The organism is Polaromonas potterensis (genome assembly GCF_033446725.1).
In the GTDB taxonomy this organism is placed as follows: domain Bacteria; phylum Pseudomonadota; class Gammaproteobacteria; order Burkholderiales; family Burkholderiaceae_C; genus Polaromonas.
Genome location: NZ_JAWQLX010000006.1, coordinates 1 through 15521 on the forward strand (window position 1 = coordinate 1; position 15521 = coordinate 15521).

Consider the following 15521-nt stretch of genomic DNA (forward strand, 5'->3'; position numbering starts at 1 on the left):
GTTTCGTTCAGATCTTCGTACAGCATGGGCCATTGACTGGCTCATCGCGCAGTCTTCTTGTTAGCCCTGAACTGTACAAACAACAAAGGCCTCGAAAGACCTTTGCTTAACTGAGCGGCATTGGCCATGAGGCCCCTTTTTCTTTGGGCTGGCGCCGTCTAAAAACTGGCATTACCATGGACCGTCCCCCCATCAACTTGCCGGAGTCTCCATGAAACAACTCATCCTCGCCAGCGTGCTGGTCCTCGCCGTGGCCCCCCTGTGGGCGCAGCAGCCATCCGCCGCCTGTGAGGCTCAACGTGCACGTATTGAAGCCCAAATCGAGCGGGCGCAAGCCGCAGGCAACAGTCGGGAAGTTGCAGGTCTGCAAAAGGCCTTGCGCGCCAACAAGGCCCATTGCAGCGATGCTTCCTTAGCCGCCGAGCGTGAGCGCAACATCCGCAAGGCGACAAAAAAAGTGGCGGAACGTGAAAAGGATCTGGCCGAGGCCCAACGCAAGGGTGATCCCGACAAAATCGCCCAGCGGCAGCGCAAGCTCGACGAAGCGCGTCAGGCGCTGGCCGAGGCGCAAAAACCGCTGCTGCCTTAGCCGCCTCAGCTGGGTCGGGCCCCGCCTGCGAACTTTTTGCCTGCTGCCGCACTCCATCAACCGATGAAACGCTGGCCCCTCCTTGTCTGCCTGGCGCTGGTGGCAGCCATCACGGCCAGTTGCGCGGTGCTTGACGAAAAACAACGTGGCTGGATCTTCCAGCCCAGCGACCGCAGCTGGAGCGGCGGCTTGGCGGCGGCCGACGGCATGGACGAGGTCTGGATCAAGCTCAAGACCGCGTCCAGTGAGCCCCCCGCCACCCTGCATGGCCTGTGGTTAGCCGCTGAACAGCCGAATGCCCCGGTCCTGCTCTACCTGCACGGCGCGCGTTACAACGTGACCGGTTCGGCCCCGCGCATGCGCCGCATGCAGGAGCTGGGCTTTTCGGTGCTGGCCGTGGACTACCGCGGCTTCGGCAAAAGTACGCAGGCCTTGCCCTCGGAAGACAGCGCTTATGAAGATGCCCGCGCCGCCTGGGACTGGCTGGCGCAAAAATACCCGGACCGGCCACGTTATATTTTTGGCCATTCGCTGGGTGGCCCGATTGCCATCCAGCTGGCCGCGCAAGTCCATGACGAACGCGGCACCTTGGTGGAGGGCACGTTCACCTCGATTGCCGACGTGGTGGACACCACCTCCTGGGGCTGGCTGCCGGTCTCGCTACTGATCACCCAGCGTTTTGAAGCCATCCGCCAGGTCGCGGCCATCGGCTCGCCGCTGCTGGTGGTGCATGGCAGCGATGACCGCCTGATCCTGCCCAGCCTGGGGCGCAAGCTCTATGACGCCGCGGCCCAGCCCAAGCTGTTTGTACTGGTGGAAGGCGGTTCGCACCACAACACCAACGCGGTCGGCCAGACGCAGTACCGGCAAGCGCTGGCGCAGCTGTTCGGCCTGCAATAAGCCTTATCGGCGCACGGCTTCCGCCAGCGCCGCCCAGGCCTTGAGCGTCAGCGGGTGTGTGAAACCCGCGCCGGCCACCGGGTGCGACGACAGCTTGACCACCACCATCTCGGCCGCCGGGTTGATGTGCACCATCTGGCCATGCACGCCCGAGGCCTCGAACGCGCCGTCGGCATTGTGCAGCATCCACCACTGGTTGCGGTACGAATAGCCCGCGCGAAACGCGAGGCCCGAGGCCTTGAACTTTTCGCGGTCGCCGCCCTTGAGGGTGTCGTCGATCACGGCCTTGTCGAACACACGCTGGCCGTTGAACTCGCCGCCCCGGCGCAGCATTTCACCAAAACGCGCCAGGTCGCGGGCCGTGGCATTGAGCCCGGCGCCCTGCAGCGGCGTACCGGCGGGGTCCACCATGACATAGGCGTCTTCTTCCATGCCCAGCTTGCTCCAGATGCGTTCACTCATCAGGTCCGCAAAATGCTGGCCGCTCACACGCGAAACAATCCAGCCCAACACCTCCGAATGCACGGTGCGGTACACAAAACCAGCGCCGTGTTCACCCTCTTTCTTCAGCGTCTTGAGGAAATCGTAGATGGTCTTGGGCCCGGCGTAATTGGGCGGTTTAGGAATCATGTTGCTGGCAAACAGATAGGGGAAAATTTCAGTCGTGGGGTCGGTGTAGACCTCGCGAAAGCGCACCGCGCCCGTCATGTCCATCACCTCGCGCACCTTCATGTCGCCCCAGGCGCTGCCGGCCAGCTCAGGCACATACTGGGTCACCAACGCATTCGGGTCTATCTTGCCTTCGTGGGCCAGTTGTGCGGCCAGCAGGCCGGTGAAACTTTTGGTGATGGAAAACAGCAAGTGCGGCGTCTCGGGCTTGGTGTTGCGATAACGCTCATAAACAATGCGGCCGCGGTGCAAGACCACCAAGGCGTCCGTATAGGTGTTGCGTTGCCATTCGGCCAAGGTGGTGCGTTGGCCCTTGTCGTCGGCAAACGCCCAGTCGTCCAGATTCTTTTCCCAGCGCGGCAGCTCGGACGGCGGCTGGGTGCCGCGGCGGATATTGCGTGTCGAGGTCAGTTGGCGCGCGTTCTGTAGCGCCCAGCTCATTTGCGGATAACGCCCACGATTGCCATCATCCACCAGCTTGTCAGGCGCGGGCGGGAAGGCGTTCATGTAGCCCAACTTGTCCAGCAGCACCGAATCGGGTGGCGGCAACTGCGGCGCTTGCGCGTGGGCGGCCACGCAGGCGCAGGCCGCCAGGGCCGACACCACACGCCGGCTTGAGACAAGGCGCAGCGGGTTAAAGGGGAAGGGGTTAAAAAATTTCATGGCAAATCGTCTCCTGATCATTTTGTTGAGACACCCTCGGGCAAACCTGATGTCGTGCGGCTCAAGTTACCCGCACAATCAAGGGCAATCTTGATGAAAACATGATGAGACGTCACTTTCCGGACAAGCCACCCGCCCTTCACAGCCCGGCCGAACACGGCTACACCGCGCGGGACGACGGTTTTGTCTGCCTGCGCGGCCTGCCGCTGCAGCTGCCGCCCAAGGAGCGGGCGGTGCTGCATTTGCTGCTGTCCTGCTGGCCGGACGTGGTGCCCAAAGAAGTGTTTGCCAACCGCATCTGGCGCAACCAGCCCATGTCCGACGAAAGCCTGGCCCGCTGCGTGGCGCAGCTGCGGCCGGCCTTGAGCGCGCAAGGCGGCCTGGGGATCAGCGCCGTCTACCGGACCGGTTACCGCCTGACCCTGGCTACCACGACCGCAGGCGTCCCCGTGGCAGCGGCCATTCCGCCCTTGTCCCGGCTGCACCACGAAGCCATGGCCCAGCCCCGGCAGGTGGCCACCCTCTTGCATGCGCGGCAACTGACCCACCAGCGTACCGGCGCCGGCTTGGTGCGGGCGCAAGCCTTGCTGCGCGAGTTGATCACACAAGCCCCGGACTACCTGGCCGCCAAACTGGCGCTGGCCGAATGTATGAGCAGCGCGGTGAGCTGTGGCCTCACCGTGCAAAGCGACAGCCTGCGCGAGTCGCTGGCGCAATTGCGGCTGATTGAAGCCCAGGCCCCGGACCTGCCCGGCCTGCACGCCGAGATGGCCCACCTGCTGGATTGCCAGTGGCGCTTTTCCGAAGCCCGCGACATGCACGAACGGGCTGCTGCCGGCGCAGCGCTGGACGATCAGGCCCTGCACTACCTGGGCTGGCACCAGTTGTGCACCGGCCAGGCGCGGGAGGCCGCCGAGTCGCTGCAGCTGGCGCTGGAGCTGAACCCGTTTTCGGTGACCTTGGGTGTGTTGCGGGCGCGTTGCCTGACCGCCAGTGGCGAGTTGCAGGCCGGGCTGACGCAGGCCGAGCAGGTGGCCCACATGGCCCCGGACAACCTGGCCGCGCAGGTCTACCTGCTGGGCTACCAGGCCTTTCTGGAGCCGCGCACAGCACTGCTGGCCCAGGCCGAACAAATCACCCTGGGGCCCGGCAGCTGGCCCTTTGCTGCCTCGACCTTGGCCTACCTCTTTGCCCGCTGCGGAGCACCCGACCGGGCGCGCGGGCTGATGGCCCAATCTGCCGACGAGGGCGTGAGCATGCGCGCCAACCACCTCGCCGTCCTGCTGTGCCTGGGCGAGCTGGACCAGGCCATGGCACTCGCCCTGGCCGCCGCGCGCCAGGGTTGTGGCCAGTTGCCGCTGATCATCAACGCCCCCGAAAATGCCGGCCTGCGCCAGCACCCCGACTTTGCGCGTTTGCACGCCTTGATGGGCACACACTGAGCCCTGCTGGAAGCAATATTTACGCAGGCGATCTGATACGCTCAGATGAATGTCTTCCACACCTCCTGCGTCCCTCTCCCTGGCTACCGCCCCCTCCGCCATGTCACCCGCCCTGGTGGTGCTGGTCTTGTCCTTGTTGCTGGGCATCCAGCCCGTCACCACCGACCTCTACCTGCCGGCCCTGCCCGCGCTGACCGAAGGTTTTGGCGCCCCGGTGGCGCAAGCCCAGCTCACACTCAGCGCGCTGCTGCTGGCCTTCGGCATCTCGCAACTGTTCTGGGGCCCGCTGTCTGACCGTTTCGGGCGCCGGCCGATTTTGTTGCTGGGCCTGGCCGCTTATGTGGTGGCGGCCATCGGCAGCGCGCTGGCGCCGTCGATGGCGCTGCTGGTGGTCTGGCGCATTGTGCAGGGCGCGGCCATGGGTGCGGCCGTGATGTGCGCACGCGCCATCGTGCGTGACCTCTACAGCCCCGTGGCCGGCGCCCGCGCCATGTCGCGCGGCCTGAGCGGCCTGGGCGTGATCGCCTGCCTCAGCGCACCGCTGGGCGGCCTGCTTTCAGACCTTTTTAACTGGCGCGTAGCGCTGCTGGCGCTGGCCGTGTTTGGCGCGGCCGCGCTGGCCGTGATTGTGCTGCGTTTTGAAGAAACCCTGGCGCATAAAAATCCACGTGCGCTGGAGCCGCGCATGTTGGCGCATACCTGGTGGGCGATTGTCCGCAACCCGACCTTTATCGCTTATTCGGCCCTGTCCACCGCGTCGTATGGTGGCCTGTTTACTTTTCTGGCATCTTCGTCTTTTATCTTCATCAAGGTCCTGGGCCTGGGTAAAACGCAGTACGGCCTGCTGATGTTTTCCATGTCTTTCGTCTACCTGCTGGGCACTTTTTTGTGCCGGCGCATGTTGCCGCGTTTTGGCGTGCGCCGATCCGTGGCCATGGCCGCCGTCCTGACTCTGAGCGGCGGCGTGAGCATGGCCGCGCTGGCCTGGGCCGGGGTGGTCTCGGTCTGGGCCTTGTTGCTGCCTTTTTACCTCTTCATCCTGGCGCACGGCGTGCACCAGCCCTGCAGCCAAAGCGGCGCGGTCGGGCCTTTTCCGGGGGCGGCCGGCGCGGCGTCGGCACTCAGCGGTTGCCTGACCATGCTGGCCGCTTTTGCCATGGGCGGCTGGCTGGGCGCACACATGGACGGCACGGTGTTTCCGTTGGCTTATGGCGTGTTGTTCTGGAGTGTCTGCATCGCCGCCACCGCCTGGATTCTGGTGCATAAATATGGCGAGCCGATCGTGATCGCGCCGCCCGCCCAACCATGACCACACCCCGCTGGATAGGTCTGGCCGGGCCCACGGCCTCGGGCAAAACCGCAGCGGCCCTGGCCATTGCCGAGCAGCATCCGGTCGAAATCATCAGCGTCGATTCGGCCTTGGTCTACCGCGGCATGGACATAGGCACGGCCAAACCCAGCCGTGCCGAACTGGCCACCGTGCCGCACCACCTGATCAATATCCGCGACCCCCTGCATGCCTACAGCGCGGCCGAGTTTGTGAGTGATGCCGGGCGGCTGATTGAAGAGATCAGTACACGCGGCAAGCTGCCCTTGCTGGTCGGCGGCACCATGCTTTATTTCAAGGCCTTGCGCGACGGGCTGGACGACATGCCCAAAGCCGACCCGGCCCTGCGCGCCGCGCTGGAGGCCGAAGCCGCCGAGAAAGGCTGGCCGGCCCTGCATGCGGAACTGGCGCTGGTCGATGCCGTCACGGCGGCGCGGCTGGCGCCCAACGACTCGCAGCGTATTTCGCGCGCACTCGAAGTGTTCCGGGCATCGGGCCAACCGCTGTCGTTTTTCCAGAAGAAAAACGCTATCGAAAAGGGAGCTGCTGGCGCCCAATCCACGGGAGCTGCAACCCTTATTTCTCTTGAACCGCAAGACAGGGCGTGGTTACATACACGTATCGCCCTGCGTTTTGACACCATGCTGGCAGCGGGTTTTCTCGACGAGGTGCGTACCCTGCGAACACGCGGCGACCTGCATACCGACTTGCCTTCCATGCGCTGCGTCGGTTACCGCCAGGCCTGGGAAGCGCTCGATGGCGACTGGCCCATGACCGAGTTGCGCGACAAAGGCATTGCCGCCACACGCCAGCTCGCCAAGCGGCAAATCACCTGGCTGCGCTCCATGCCCGAGCGCCAGGTCGTGGCCTGCGATGGGCAGTCGACGCTGCCACAGGTGCTGGCGCTGGTGCGTCAAATCTTATGAGCGTGCTGAGCCTGCAGGTTCGCGACCTGAGCAAACACTACGGCGAAGTCGCGGTGTTTCGCAATGTCTCGCTGCAGGTGGCACGCGGCGAGTTTGTCGCCATCGTCGGCGAGTCCGGCGTCGGCAAATCCACCTTGCTCAACTGCCTGGCCGGGCTGGACAGCTGGGACGCGGGCTCGGTGCTGCTGGAAGGCACAGACCTGGGCGCCTTGAGCAACGACCAGCGCTCGCTGCTGCGCCGCGAAAAAGTCGGCTTTGTGTTCCAGGCTTTTCATGTGTTGCCGCATCTGGACGTGGCGCAAAACGTGGCGCTGCCCTTGCTGCTGCTGGGCCAGCATGACGACCAGCGGGTGTTGGCCATGCTGGAGGCCGTGGGCCTGGGCGGTCTGGGTGGCCGCCTGCCGCAACAACTCTCGGGCGGGCAACTGCAGCGTGTGGCCATCGCCCGCGCCCTGGTGCACCGCCCCAGCCTGCTGCTGGCCGACGAACCCACCGGCAACCTGGACCCGGCCACCGCCACCAAGGTGATGGACGCCCTGGCCGGTCAGGCGCGCGAACACGGCGCAGCGCTGGTGCTGGTGACCCATTCGGAAGCGGCCGCGGCACGGGCCGACCGTGTGTTGCACCTGCGCAGCGACGGCATCAGCGGCTGACAAACACCCCACGCCGCGCAAAAATACCGATATGACCAACAGCGACATCGCCTCCATCGACCTGCTCCCTGTCGGCACGCCACGGCAATTGTTTGTGCTGCTCCATGGCGGCGGCGGTGCGGCGGTCGACATGCTGGGCCTGGCTTCGGTGCTGGGCGACGCGTTTGCGGAAGCGGCCATCGTGATCCCCGAAGGTTTTGAATCCATCCACCTCGGCAAGACCGAGCGGCAGTGGTTCCCCGTCCTGGGGCTGAACGACGACAACCGGCCCCAGCGTGTGGCCGCCGCCGTGCCCGCGCTGGCCGGTTTTATTCGCGAACAGCAGGAGCGTTTTGGCATCCTGCAGTCCGACACCGCGCTGGCCGGGTTTGCCGAAGGCGCGACCCTGGCGCTGGCACTCAGCGAGCTGCACGACGGCCTGGTCGGCCGGGTGCTGGCTTTTTGCGGCCGCTTCGCCGCCCTGCCCGACAAGGCGCCGGCTCTGACCACCTTGCACTTCTTGCATGGCCGGACCGATGCCGTGGTGCCCGTGCAAGAGGTGCAACAAGACTATGCGCAGCTGATGGCCCTGAAGGCCGACGCCACCTGCGACATCGCCTCCCGCATCGGCCACGAACTTCACCCGGCGCTGATGGACCAGGCCGTGAAACGCCTGCAAACCTGCGTACCGCTGCGCTTCTGGCGCACGCTTTGAGGCCACGCGCATGTTGCGCCTGCTGAGCACTTTTTCCTGGCAGGAACTGAATCATCACCGCTGGCGCAATGCCGCTGCGGTACTGGCCGTGATGCTGGGCGTGGCGCTGGCGTTTTCGGTGCAACTGATCAATGCCTCGGCCCTCAGCGAATTTTCCCAGGCGGTGCGTTCCGTCAACGGCCAGCCCGACCTGGAGTTGCGCGCCGTGCGCGGCGGATTTGACGAAGCGCTGTACCAGCGTGTAGCTCAGGATCCGCAGGTCGCCGCCGCCAGCCCGGTGCTGGAGCTCGCCACCTATGCCCTCAGCGCAGACGGCCAACGTATCGCGCTGCGTGTGGTGGGTGTGGATGCGCTGGTGGTGGCCGCGCTGGCGCCGGCCCTGATGCCCGTGCCGGCGCCCGACGCCGACCGTCTGTCACTGTTCGCGCCCGGTAGGGTGTTTTTGAACCCGGCCGCGCGACAAGCCTTGCCTGGCCCCGGCCTGCGGCTGCAAAGCGGCCTGCAGTTGCTGGACGTGCAAGTGGCGGGCAGCGTGGCCGCCGGCGGCGCACCGCTGGCGGTGATGGACATCGGTGCGGCGCAAGAACTGTTTGGCCGCATCGGCCAGCTCTCGCGCATTGATGTGCGTTTGCGGGCCGGCGCCGACCGCGTAGCTTTTATCGCCGCGCTGCGGTCACCAGACATCACAGCCACCGAACCCGGTGATGCGGCCCAACGTATCAGCAACCTGTCGCGCGCCTACCGCGTCAACCTCACGGTGCTGGCGCTGGTGGCGCTGTTCACCGGCGCCTTCCTGGTGTTTTCAGTGCTGTCGCTCAGCGTGGCCAAACGTGCGCAGCAGTTTGCCTTGTTAGGCGTGTTGGGCCTGACCGGCCGCGAGCGCCTGCGGCTGGTGCTCTGGGAGTCGGCGCTGCTGGGCGCGGTTGGCAGCATCGCCGGCATCGTACTCGGCACGGCGCTGGCCGCGTTGGCGCTGCGGCTGTTGGGCGGTGACCTGGGCGGTGGGTATTTCTCCGGCGTGGCACCCGCCTTGCAGTGGAGCACGAGCGCGGCCGTGGTCTATGGTCTGCTGGGTATCGCCGCAGCGCTGGTGGGCGGCTGGTGGCCGGCGCGTGAGGCGCAAAAACTGCCGCCTGCGCAAACCCTCAAAGGCCTGGGCCTGGCGCCCAACAGCGGCCAGTCGCAACGCGTAGGCTTGGTGCTGATGGCGGCCGGTGGGTTGCTGGCCCTGCTGCCACCGGTCTTCGGCATTCCGCTGGGCGCTTACCTCTCGGTCGGCTTGCTGCTGGTGGGTGGCATCAGCGCCTTGCCCTGGCTGATCGCCCTGCTGTACAACCACCTCAGCCCACACGTGGCGCGGCGCCTGCTGCCGTTGCTGGCGGTCGAACGGGCACGTCGCGTGCGTGGCAGCGCGGCGGTGGCGGTCAGCGGCGTGGTGGCTTCGCTGAGCTTGGCGGTGGCGCTGACGGTGATGGTGGCGAGTTTTCGCGGCTCGGTCACGCATTGGCTGGATGTGGTGTTACCAGCCGACCTCTACGTGCGTACCGGCCTGGCCAGCGCGGCCAGCGACACCGTGTATTTCACGCCGGCCCTGGTACAGGCGGTGGCGCAGTTGCCGGGCGTGACACGTGTTACCACCCTGCGACTCACCCCCTTGCTGCTGGACCCCGGCCAGCCCACCGTGGCGCTGATCGCGCGTGAGCTGCAGGACCCGGCGCGCAGCCTGCCTTTGGTCGGCAGCCCGCTGCCGGTGCCTGCGGGCCACGTCGGCATTTACGTCAGCGAACCCATGCTTGATTTATACGGCGCCCGTCCGGGCACGATTTTTACGCCTTTATCAGCATCTTTTAAGGCTCTGGCCCTTGATGGACGGGCGCACGCAGCTATTGATTCAGGAGCGAATCAAGCCAACCCGACGTTTTACGTGGCCGGCGTCTGGCGCGACTATGCACGCCAGTTCGGTGCCATCGCCATGAACCAGCGCGATTTTGAAGCCCTGACCGGCGACCGGCGTATCAACGACCTCGCGCTGTGGCTGGCGCCCGGTACCGACGTTGCGCCATTGCAGCAGGCCGTGCGGCAATTGGCGCAAGCGCAGTCCGGCGCGGGCGAACTGATCGAGTTTGCGTCCAGCAGCCAGATTCGAGCGACCTCACTCCGGATTTTTGACCGCAGCTTTGCCGTGACCTATTGGCTGCAGGCGGTGGCGATTGCGATCGGCCTGTTCGGCGTGGCGGCGAGCTTCAGCGCGCAGGTGCTGGCGCGGCGCAAGGAGTTTGGCCTGCTCGCACACCTGGGCCTGACGCGGCGGCAAATCCTGGCCCTGGTGGCCGGTGAAGGCGCGGCGTGGACACTGGCCGGCGCCATTGCCGGCTTGGGCCTGGGCCTGGCGGTGTCCTTGGTGCTGGTGCATGTGGTCAACCCGCAAAGTTTTCACTGGACCATGGACCTGGCCCTGCCCTGGCCCCGCTTGTTCTTGCTGTGTGCGGCGGTGGTGCTGGCCGGCACCGTCACCGCCTGGCTGGCTGGTCGCGCGGCGGCCGGCAAGGATGCGGTGCTGGCGGTCAAGGAAGACTGGTGAGTCTGCGCCTTCCTGTCGCGCACTATGCGACGGCGCATCGCCATTGACTCTTTCGTTTGCTTACCTTCGTCACGTTTTAGTCGTCGTATTGTCATCACCGCGCCCCAAGGCCCCCCTACGATGGAGGCCTCACTTCAAAGGGGCATTCACCATGGCGTTCGCTCAATTCCGCATTGAAAGCAGGGACCCGTTGCTGGGCAGCCTGTTACCGAACGCCACCTTCAAGGAGTGTTACGCGGATCGTTCACTGGCCGTTGCCGTGGCGGTCAAAAGCCTGGCCGACCCGACGCGCCAGGAAATCCGCGTGGTGCATATTCCCAGCGGTGAAATTGTTTTCCAGATTTCGGCTGGCCATTGACTAGGCCTGGCGGAATTGCATCAAGGTCTGCAGCAGCTTGCGTGTGGCGCCGTCCACCATCGCAGCGGGTCTATGCACCACCGCGGTGTGACGCGTCAGCGTCGGCCTCAGGGGAATCACCTGCACGCCCTGCGGAATCAGCGGTTTGCCGGTTTGCTCCAGCGGCAGCAGGGCCGCGCCATAACCAGCCGCCACCAGGCTTTTCATGGCCTCGGTGAAATTGAGTTCGATGCGGGCGCGCGGCGTCAACCCCGCCTCGGCAAACCATTGCATGGTGAGGCGGTGCATGTGGGTGGTCGCGTCGTTAAAAATCAGCGGCCGGCTGGCCAGCCATTGCGGCGTGATGCGTTTGGGCGCGGGCCAGCTCTGCGGCACAAAGGCCATCATCGGGTCGCTGCGCCAGTGCGTCATGACCAGCCCGCGCTGCGGGGGCCGCGGCGTGGCGACCAGCCCCACATCAAGCGTGCCCTGGCCCAGGCGCTCCACGGTGTCGGCTGAGCCAAGAATGTTCACCTCGACATCAATGCCCGGATGTGCGTGCTCCATGGCTTTGAGCACCTGCGGCAACAGGTAGACCAGCACGCCAGTGGAGGTGCCCAGGCGCACCCGGCCGGTCCGGCCTTCGACGTGGCGCTGCACCGCATCCACCGCATCGTCGGCAGCCCGCAGCAGCCGTCTGGCGCGCTCCACCAGCACCTCACCCGCAGGCGTCGGCTGCACATGCCTGCCGCCGCGCACCACCAGCGGCGTGCCCAGGCGGCTCTCCAGCTCGCTGACATGCAGGCTCACCGTGGGTTGGGCCAGGTGCAGCGCCCGCGCCGCCGCTGAAAAAGTGCCCAGGTCGGTGATGGCGACCAGGGTTCTTAATTGATCCAGATTGAGTTCACGCATTAGTTTTCCTGATAGATGACATCAGTAAATTCAACTTCCACAATACCATGATCCATCGCACCATCAGAACCTTTCCGTTTCAGGAGTCGCGTGATGTTGCTCAAAGCATGGAGCATTTTTTTCGGCGCGTTGCCGAATAGATTGGCCGGTCGGCTGGGCTTGCCGTTGCTTGTGCCCCTGCGCCGATGGGCCCGGCAACACCGGCAGCGCAAGCAGGATCTGGCCTTGCTTCGGCAAATGAGCACCTGCGAACTCAAGGACCTGGGTCTGGGCCGCGGCGACATCCCCGCGCTGCTGGATGCACCCGCTTCATGGCGCCAGGACAGGCGTTGACACAGATCAAAAATTCCCGTGCACGGTGCGCTCAAGAGGCGTAGCATGGTGGGAGTGGGTACGGGAAGCCCTCTTTTAGGAGGTACGCAATGAACATCCTGTTTGCCGCCATTGTGCTGGCACTGGTTTGTCTGCTGATCATCTGGCTGCTGCCAAGCTGGAGCGCGCTGAGCGCGCAACTGGGTTCTTATTTTTCAAAAACACCAGCAGTAGAAACCGACTCGGTACCTAGCCAGACCGCAACACCGCGACGTAGCCGCAAACAGTCACATGCCGATGCGCCGGCACACAAGCAAACCGGTAAACGCCACACCGTGGTACCGCACCAGGCGCGGGGACGTTAAATATCTCGGTCTTTCGGCAACTCAATGCGTGATGACCACCAACACGCTGCAGGGCGCGTTTTCAATCAGCGATTTGGACACCGATCCGCGCCACCAGCGCGCCGCCCATCCGTCCAGGTGTTTATGCCCGACGACGATCAGATCAGCCTCTATCTTGCTCGCGTATTTGCTGATTTCGTCGACGGTTTCGCCCACCAGAACTTCACCACGCGCCTGATGGCCAGAATCGGCCAACTGGCGCAGGCCTTCGTCAAGAATGCCTTTGTATTTTTCTTTTTCGCTGTCTGCCAGGCTGCGGTCGTAGACGCCACCTTCCACGCCGATCAGGTCCATATAAAGCGGCGTCACGGCGATCAGATTCAGGGTGGCGTTGCTCCACTGCGCGATGTCCCGGCAGTCCAGCAAAGCCTTTTGTCCGGATTTGGAACCGTCATAAGCCAACAAAATTCGTTTGTACATGATGAACCTCCTGTATAGACCTGAAGTCCATGGTGCCCATGAACAGTTTCGAGCATAGACCTTCCCTTGGTGCGCTGCAAGGCAGGTCATCCCTTGCTGCGAGAATCAGGCGATGAGTCCCTCCTTGATGCCCGGCCTGCACCGGCGCCACTTCCTGTTGGCCGCCGGCCTCGCGGGCATGGTCGGCAACCGCCCCGTGCTGGCGCTGCCGGCCAAGACGCAGCAGTTTCCGCGCGACCTGGGCGCGCATCCTGACTTTCGCACCGAGTGGTGGTACATCACCGGCCATCTGATGTCGGGTGCGCGGGAGTTTGGTTTTCAGCTGACTTTTTTCCGCTCACGGGTCGATGCCACACAAGCCATGCGCTCCCGCTTCGCCGCCAAACAATTGATCTTCGCGCATGCCGCTGTTACCGACGTACAGGGCAAAAAACTCTGGCACGACCAGCGTATTGCGCGTGAAGGATTCGAGCTGGCCAGCGCGAGTGAACAAGACACGCACATCCGCTTGCGCGACTGGTCCTTGAAACACGAGCGGGGCCAATACCTCGCCACCCTGCCGGCGACGGATTTCGCGCTAGCTCTGCAACTGAGCGAAACACAGGCGATCTTGCTGCAGGGCAACAAAGGCTTGTCACGCAAAGGCCCAGATCCTCAGCAGGCAAGTTATTACTACAGCCAGCCGCAACTGGCCACCAATGGCCGCCTGCGTATCAAGGACCAGAACTTCGAGGTGAGCGGCAAAGCCTGGCTTGACCACGAATGGAGCGAAGCCTTGATGCACCCCGATGCCGTGGGTTGGGACTGGATAGGCATGAACCTGGACGACGGCAGCGCCCTCACCGCTTTTCGCCTGCGCGACAAACAAGGCAACACCTTGTGGGACGGTGGCTCCTTCCGTTCGGCCCAGGGCGAGCTCTACACCTTCAGCCGCAGCGAGGTGGTTTTCAAACCAATGCGGCACTGGAAAAGCCCGCTCAGCCAGGCCAGCTACCCGGTCGAATGGAGGGTGCGCACACCGGCCGATTTTTACACCGTGCGCGCCGTCATCGACAACCAGGAGCTCGACAGCCGCCCATCCACAGGCGCGATTTACTGGGAAGGCCTGAGCGAGTTGATAGACAGCAATGGCAAGCGCGTGGGACGCGGCTATCTGGAGATGACGGGGTATGCGGCGCCGCTGCGCTTGTAGCGCCGCGAACAAGCGGTTTCCGTCGATGACGACTGGGCATGCTGGCGGGACACGGTGGAGGCCGGCGTAACGACCGTCATGGGCGGCTGAGCTGACGCGCGCTCAGCCCGTACATCAAGGGCATGCGGGCCACGCCCGCCGACTGCGCCATGCGCCGCCCGCCGATGTCCCGCATGCCTTCAAAGCCGCGCCAGCCGTTGGCATAGGGGTACTCGCGCAGTTGCTCCACCGCCAGTCCCGCCGAAGCCAGCGCGGTGACCACGTCGCCCAGCCCCCAGAAAAACTCGAAGCTCGGATGAGGATTGACGAAATCCTGCACCCCCTCGCGGTCGCCGTCCGGTGCAAGACCGTCGAGCGAGTCGGCCACGTAGTCACCGACGCCGCTTTCGCCGACCGGCGCCTTGTCGAAATAGTCGTAGCGCGGCTGCCAGTTCTCGTCGAGGTGCATGGCGAACGGGTGGAACTCGACCAGGACGAAACACCCACCGGGAGCAAGCACCCCGGCGATGCCGCGTGCCCAGGCGCCCAGGTCGGCCAGCCAGCACAGCGCACCATAGGAGGCGAAGACCCGGTCGAAACGCTGGCCCTGCGCTGCCGCCAGGCCCAGCCATTGCACCACCTCGGCGCGCTCGAAACTGGCCGGCAGAGCGGCCTCAGCCGACAAGCGCCGCGCGAACGCGATGGCCTCGTCGGAAATGTCGACCCCGGTCACTTGCGCGCCATGCCGCGCCAGGCTCAGGCTGTCCTGGCCGGCATTGCACTGCAGATGCAGCAAGCGCAAACCATTGACATCGCCGAGCAGCGTCAGTTCCTCGGGAAACAGGGTCGAGCCGCCCTCGCGGAAAAAAGCCGCCTGGTCGCCCTTGTGGCTGTTGTGTGCGACGGTTGCCGCGTTCCAGGAGCGGCGATTGGCTTCGTAGATTTCATTGGACATCGCTGGATTTTAGGGCCGTGCGCTCCATGGATCCCGAGCCGCCGGACTCGATACGGTACCGATGCCAATACCTGCGATGCAACACGCGACGCCGGACTTTGCCCTCACCGCTTTTCGGCTGCGCGACAAACAGGGCAACACGCTGTGGGACGGCGGCTCCTTCCGTTCGGCCCAGGGCGAGCTCTACACCTTCAGCCGCGGCGAGGTGGTTTTCAAACCGCTACGGCGCTGGAAAAGCCCGCTCAGCCAGGCCAGCTACCCGGTCGAATGGATGGTGCGCACCCCCGCCGATTTTTACACCGTGCGCGCCGTCGTCGACAACCAGGAACTCGACAGCCGCCAGTCCACCGGCGCGATTTATTGGGAAGGCCTGAGTGAGTTGATGGACAGCAATGGCAAACGTGTCGGACGTGGTTATTTGGAGATGACGGGCTACGCCGCACGATTGACCCTGTGAGCGAGCGCGTCTCGCGCCAGAATCGCTACGCTTTTGATAGCTACTCTCGCCCGTGTCTTATGGGCAAAGCGCCTATTTTTCTTAAAAACAACGAAAAGCCCACGTGGGA

16 protein-coding genes and 1 pseudogene are annotated in these 15521 nt (G+C 64.5%); 13 read left to right on the top strand and 4 right to left on the bottom strand.

All coding sequences use genetic code 11. The annotated features are described in order from the left end of the window. Positions 1-211: 211 nt before the first annotated feature. Positions 212-589, top strand: coding sequence for a DUF1090 domain-containing protein (locus tag R6254_RS12080; protein ID WP_318407098.1), 378 nt, complete (start codon positions 212-214; stop codon positions 587-589). Positions 590-652: 63 nt separating this feature from the next. After that, entirely contained in the window at positions 653-1489 is an 837-nt protein-coding gene (locus R6254_RS12085) for an alpha/beta hydrolase (RefSeq protein ID WP_318407099.1), read from the top strand. Positions 1490-1492: 3 nt separating this feature from the next. Here the strand turns inward: R6254_RS12085 and R6254_RS12090 are convergent, their stop codons facing one another. Further along, positions 1493-2821 (bottom strand): serine hydrolase domain-containing protein, encoded by a 1329-nt coding sequence (locus R6254_RS12090; RefSeq protein ID WP_318407101.1) that lies wholly within the window; start codon positions 2819-2821, stop codon positions 1493-1495. A 101-nt stretch (positions 2822-2922) separates the two neighbouring features. Here R6254_RS12090 and R6254_RS12095 point away from each other — a divergent pair, with 101 nt between their 5' ends. From R6254_RS12095 to R6254_RS12125, 7 genes are all read left to right on the top strand, one after another. Further along, positions 2923-4263 carry a winged helix-turn-helix domain-containing protein gene (locus R6254_RS12095; RefSeq protein WP_318407103.1) on the top strand — a complete coding sequence of 447 codons (1341 nt, stop codon included), beginning with the start codon at positions 2923-2925 and terminating at the stop codon, positions 4261-4263. A gap of 100 nt (positions 4264-4363) precedes the next feature. After that, the gene (locus R6254_RS12100; protein ID WP_318407105.1) at positions 4364-5572 is read left to right on the top strand and encodes a multidrug effflux MFS transporter; all 1209 of its coding nucleotides are present in this window, start codon (positions 4364-4366) and stop codon (positions 5570-5572) included. Next, complete coding sequence (miaA, locus tag R6254_RS12105) at positions 5569-6516, top strand: tRNA (adenosine(37)-N6)-dimethylallyltransferase MiaA (protein ID WP_318407106.1); 948 nt, start codon at positions 5569-5571, stop codon at positions 6514-6516. Before R6254_RS12100 ends, miaA begins: the two co-directional genes overlap by 4 nt. After that, a complete protein-coding gene (locus R6254_RS12110; protein WP_412103160.1) occupies positions 6513-7169 on the top strand; it encodes an ABC transporter ATP-binding protein in 657 nt (218 codons plus the stop codon). The genes miaA and R6254_RS12110 overlap by 4 nt, the downstream gene beginning before the upstream one ends. 31 nt (positions 7170-7200) lie before the next feature. Continuing rightward, positions 7201-7863, top strand: a complete 663-nt coding sequence (ypfH, locus tag R6254_RS12115; RefSeq protein WP_318407107.1) for an esterase — start codon at positions 7201-7203, stop codon at positions 7861-7863. Positions 7864-7873: 10 nt separating this feature from the next. Continuing rightward, positions 7874-10444: an FtsX-like permease family protein gene (locus tag R6254_RS12120; RefSeq protein ID WP_318407108.1), complete on the top strand. Its 2571-nt coding sequence runs from the start codon at positions 7874-7876 to the stop codon at positions 10442-10444. 151 nt (positions 10445-10595) lie between these two features. Beyond that, positions 10596-10802: a hypothetical protein gene (locus tag R6254_RS12125; RefSeq protein ID WP_318407110.1), complete on the top strand. Its 207-nt coding sequence runs from the start codon at positions 10596-10598 to the stop codon at positions 10800-10802. Here the strand turns inward: R6254_RS12125 and R6254_RS12130 are convergent, their stop codons facing one another. Further along, positions 10803-11693, bottom strand: a complete 891-nt coding sequence (locus R6254_RS12130) for a LysR family transcriptional regulator (RefSeq protein ID WP_318407111.1) — start codon at positions 11691-11693, stop codon at positions 10803-10805. It abuts the gene before it with no gap. Positions 11694-11786: 93 nt separating this feature from the next. On the opposite strand from R6254_RS12130, the gene R6254_RS12135 reads away from it, so the two are divergent. Both R6254_RS12135 and R6254_RS12140 read left to right on the top strand, forming a co-directional pair. Continuing rightward, the gene (locus R6254_RS12135; RefSeq protein WP_318407113.1) at positions 11787-12026 is read left to right on the top strand and encodes a DUF1127 domain-containing protein; all 240 of its coding nucleotides are present in this window, start codon (positions 11787-11789) and stop codon (positions 12024-12026) included. Between the two features lie 89 nt (positions 12027-12115). Further along, on the top strand, positions 12116-12370 hold the full coding sequence (locus R6254_RS12140; RefSeq protein ID WP_318407114.1) for a hypothetical protein: 255 nt from the start codon (positions 12116-12118) through the stop codon (positions 12368-12370). Positions 12371-12391: 21 nt separating this feature from the next. On the opposite strand, the gene R6254_RS12145 is transcribed toward R6254_RS12140, so the two are convergent. Then, positions 12392-12829: a universal stress protein gene (locus tag R6254_RS12145; RefSeq protein ID WP_318407116.1), complete on the bottom strand. Its 438-nt coding sequence runs from the start codon at positions 12827-12829 to the stop codon at positions 12392-12394. Between the two features lie 112 nt (positions 12830-12941). On the opposite strand from R6254_RS12145, the gene R6254_RS12150 reads away from it, so the two are divergent. Continuing rightward, on the top strand, positions 12942-14021 hold the full coding sequence (locus R6254_RS12150) for a lipocalin-like domain-containing protein (protein ID WP_318407118.1): 1080 nt from the start codon (positions 12942-12944) through the stop codon (positions 14019-14021). A 76-nt stretch (positions 14022-14097) separates the two neighbouring features. On the opposite strand, the gene R6254_RS12155 is transcribed toward R6254_RS12150, so the two are convergent. Then, positions 14098-14955: a class I SAM-dependent methyltransferase gene (locus tag R6254_RS12155; protein ID WP_318407119.1), complete on the bottom strand. Its 858-nt coding sequence runs from the start codon at positions 14953-14955 to the stop codon at positions 14098-14100. 100 nt (positions 14956-15055) lie between these two features. On the opposite strand from R6254_RS12155, the pseudogene R6254_RS12160 reads away from it, so the two are divergent. Then, positions 15056-15412, top strand: a pseudogene (locus tag R6254_RS12160) (lipocalin-like domain-containing protein); the annotation flags it as partial. Between the last annotated feature and the right edge of the window lie 109 nt (positions 15413-15521).

What these genes read in the sequence shown, in the direction of transcription:
- R6254_RS12145 (WP_318407116.1), bottom strand. Translation starts at nt 12,829, where the DNA reads ATGTACAAACGAATTTTGTTGGCTTATGACGGTTCCAAATCCGGACAA.
- R6254_RS12125 (WP_318407110.1), top strand. Translation starts at nt 10,596, where the DNA reads ATGGCGTTCGCTCAATTCCGCATTGAAAGCAGGGACCCGTTGCTGGGC.
- R6254_RS12110 (WP_412103160.1), top strand. Translation starts at nt 6,513, where the DNA reads ATGAGCGTGCTGAGCCTGCAGGTTCGCGACCTGAGCAAACACTACGGC.
- miaA (WP_318407106.1), top strand. Translation starts at nt 5,569, where the DNA reads ATGACCACACCCCGCTGGATAGGTCTGGCCGGGCCCACGGCCTCGGGC.
- R6254_RS12140 (WP_318407114.1), top strand. Translation starts at nt 12,116, where the DNA reads ATGAACATCCTGTTTGCCGCCATTGTGCTGGCACTGGTTTGTCTGCTG.
- R6254_RS12085 (WP_318407099.1), top strand. Translation starts at nt 653, where the DNA reads ATGAAACGCTGGCCCCTCCTTGTCTGCCTGGCGCTGGTGGCAGCCATC.
- R6254_RS12150 (WP_318407118.1), top strand. Translation starts at nt 12,942, where the DNA reads ATGAGTCCCTCCTTGATGCCCGGCCTGCACCGGCGCCACTTCCTGTTG.
- R6254_RS12100 (WP_318407105.1), top strand. Translation starts at nt 4,364, where the DNA reads ATGTCACCCGCCCTGGTGGTGCTGGTCTTGTCCTTGTTGCTGGGCATC.
- R6254_RS12130 (WP_318407111.1), bottom strand. Translation starts at nt 11,693, where the DNA reads ATGCGTGAACTCAATCTGGATCAATTAAGAACCCTGGTCGCCATCACC.
- R6254_RS12120 (WP_318407108.1), top strand. Translation starts at nt 7,874, where the DNA reads ATGTTGCGCCTGCTGAGCACTTTTTCCTGGCAGGAACTGAATCATCAC.
- R6254_RS12090 (WP_318407101.1), bottom strand. Translation starts at nt 2,821, where the DNA reads ATGAAATTTTTTAACCCCTTCCCCTTTAACCCGCTGCGCCTTGTCTCA.
- R6254_RS12155 (WP_318407119.1), bottom strand. Translation starts at nt 14,955, where the DNA reads ATGTCCAATGAAATCTACGAAGCCAATCGCCGCTCCTGGAACGCGGCA.
- R6254_RS12080 (WP_318407098.1), top strand. Translation starts at nt 212, where the DNA reads ATGAAACAACTCATCCTCGCCAGCGTGCTGGTCCTCGCCGTGGCCCCC.
- ypfH (WP_318407107.1), top strand. Translation starts at nt 7,201, where the DNA reads ATGACCAACAGCGACATCGCCTCCATCGACCTGCTCCCTGTCGGCACG.
- R6254_RS12135 (WP_318407113.1), top strand. Translation starts at nt 11,787, where the DNA reads ATGTTGCTCAAAGCATGGAGCATTTTTTTCGGCGCGTTGCCGAATAGA.
- R6254_RS12095 (WP_318407103.1), top strand. Translation starts at nt 2,923, where the DNA reads ATGATGAGACGTCACTTTCCGGACAAGCCACCCGCCCTTCACAGCCCG.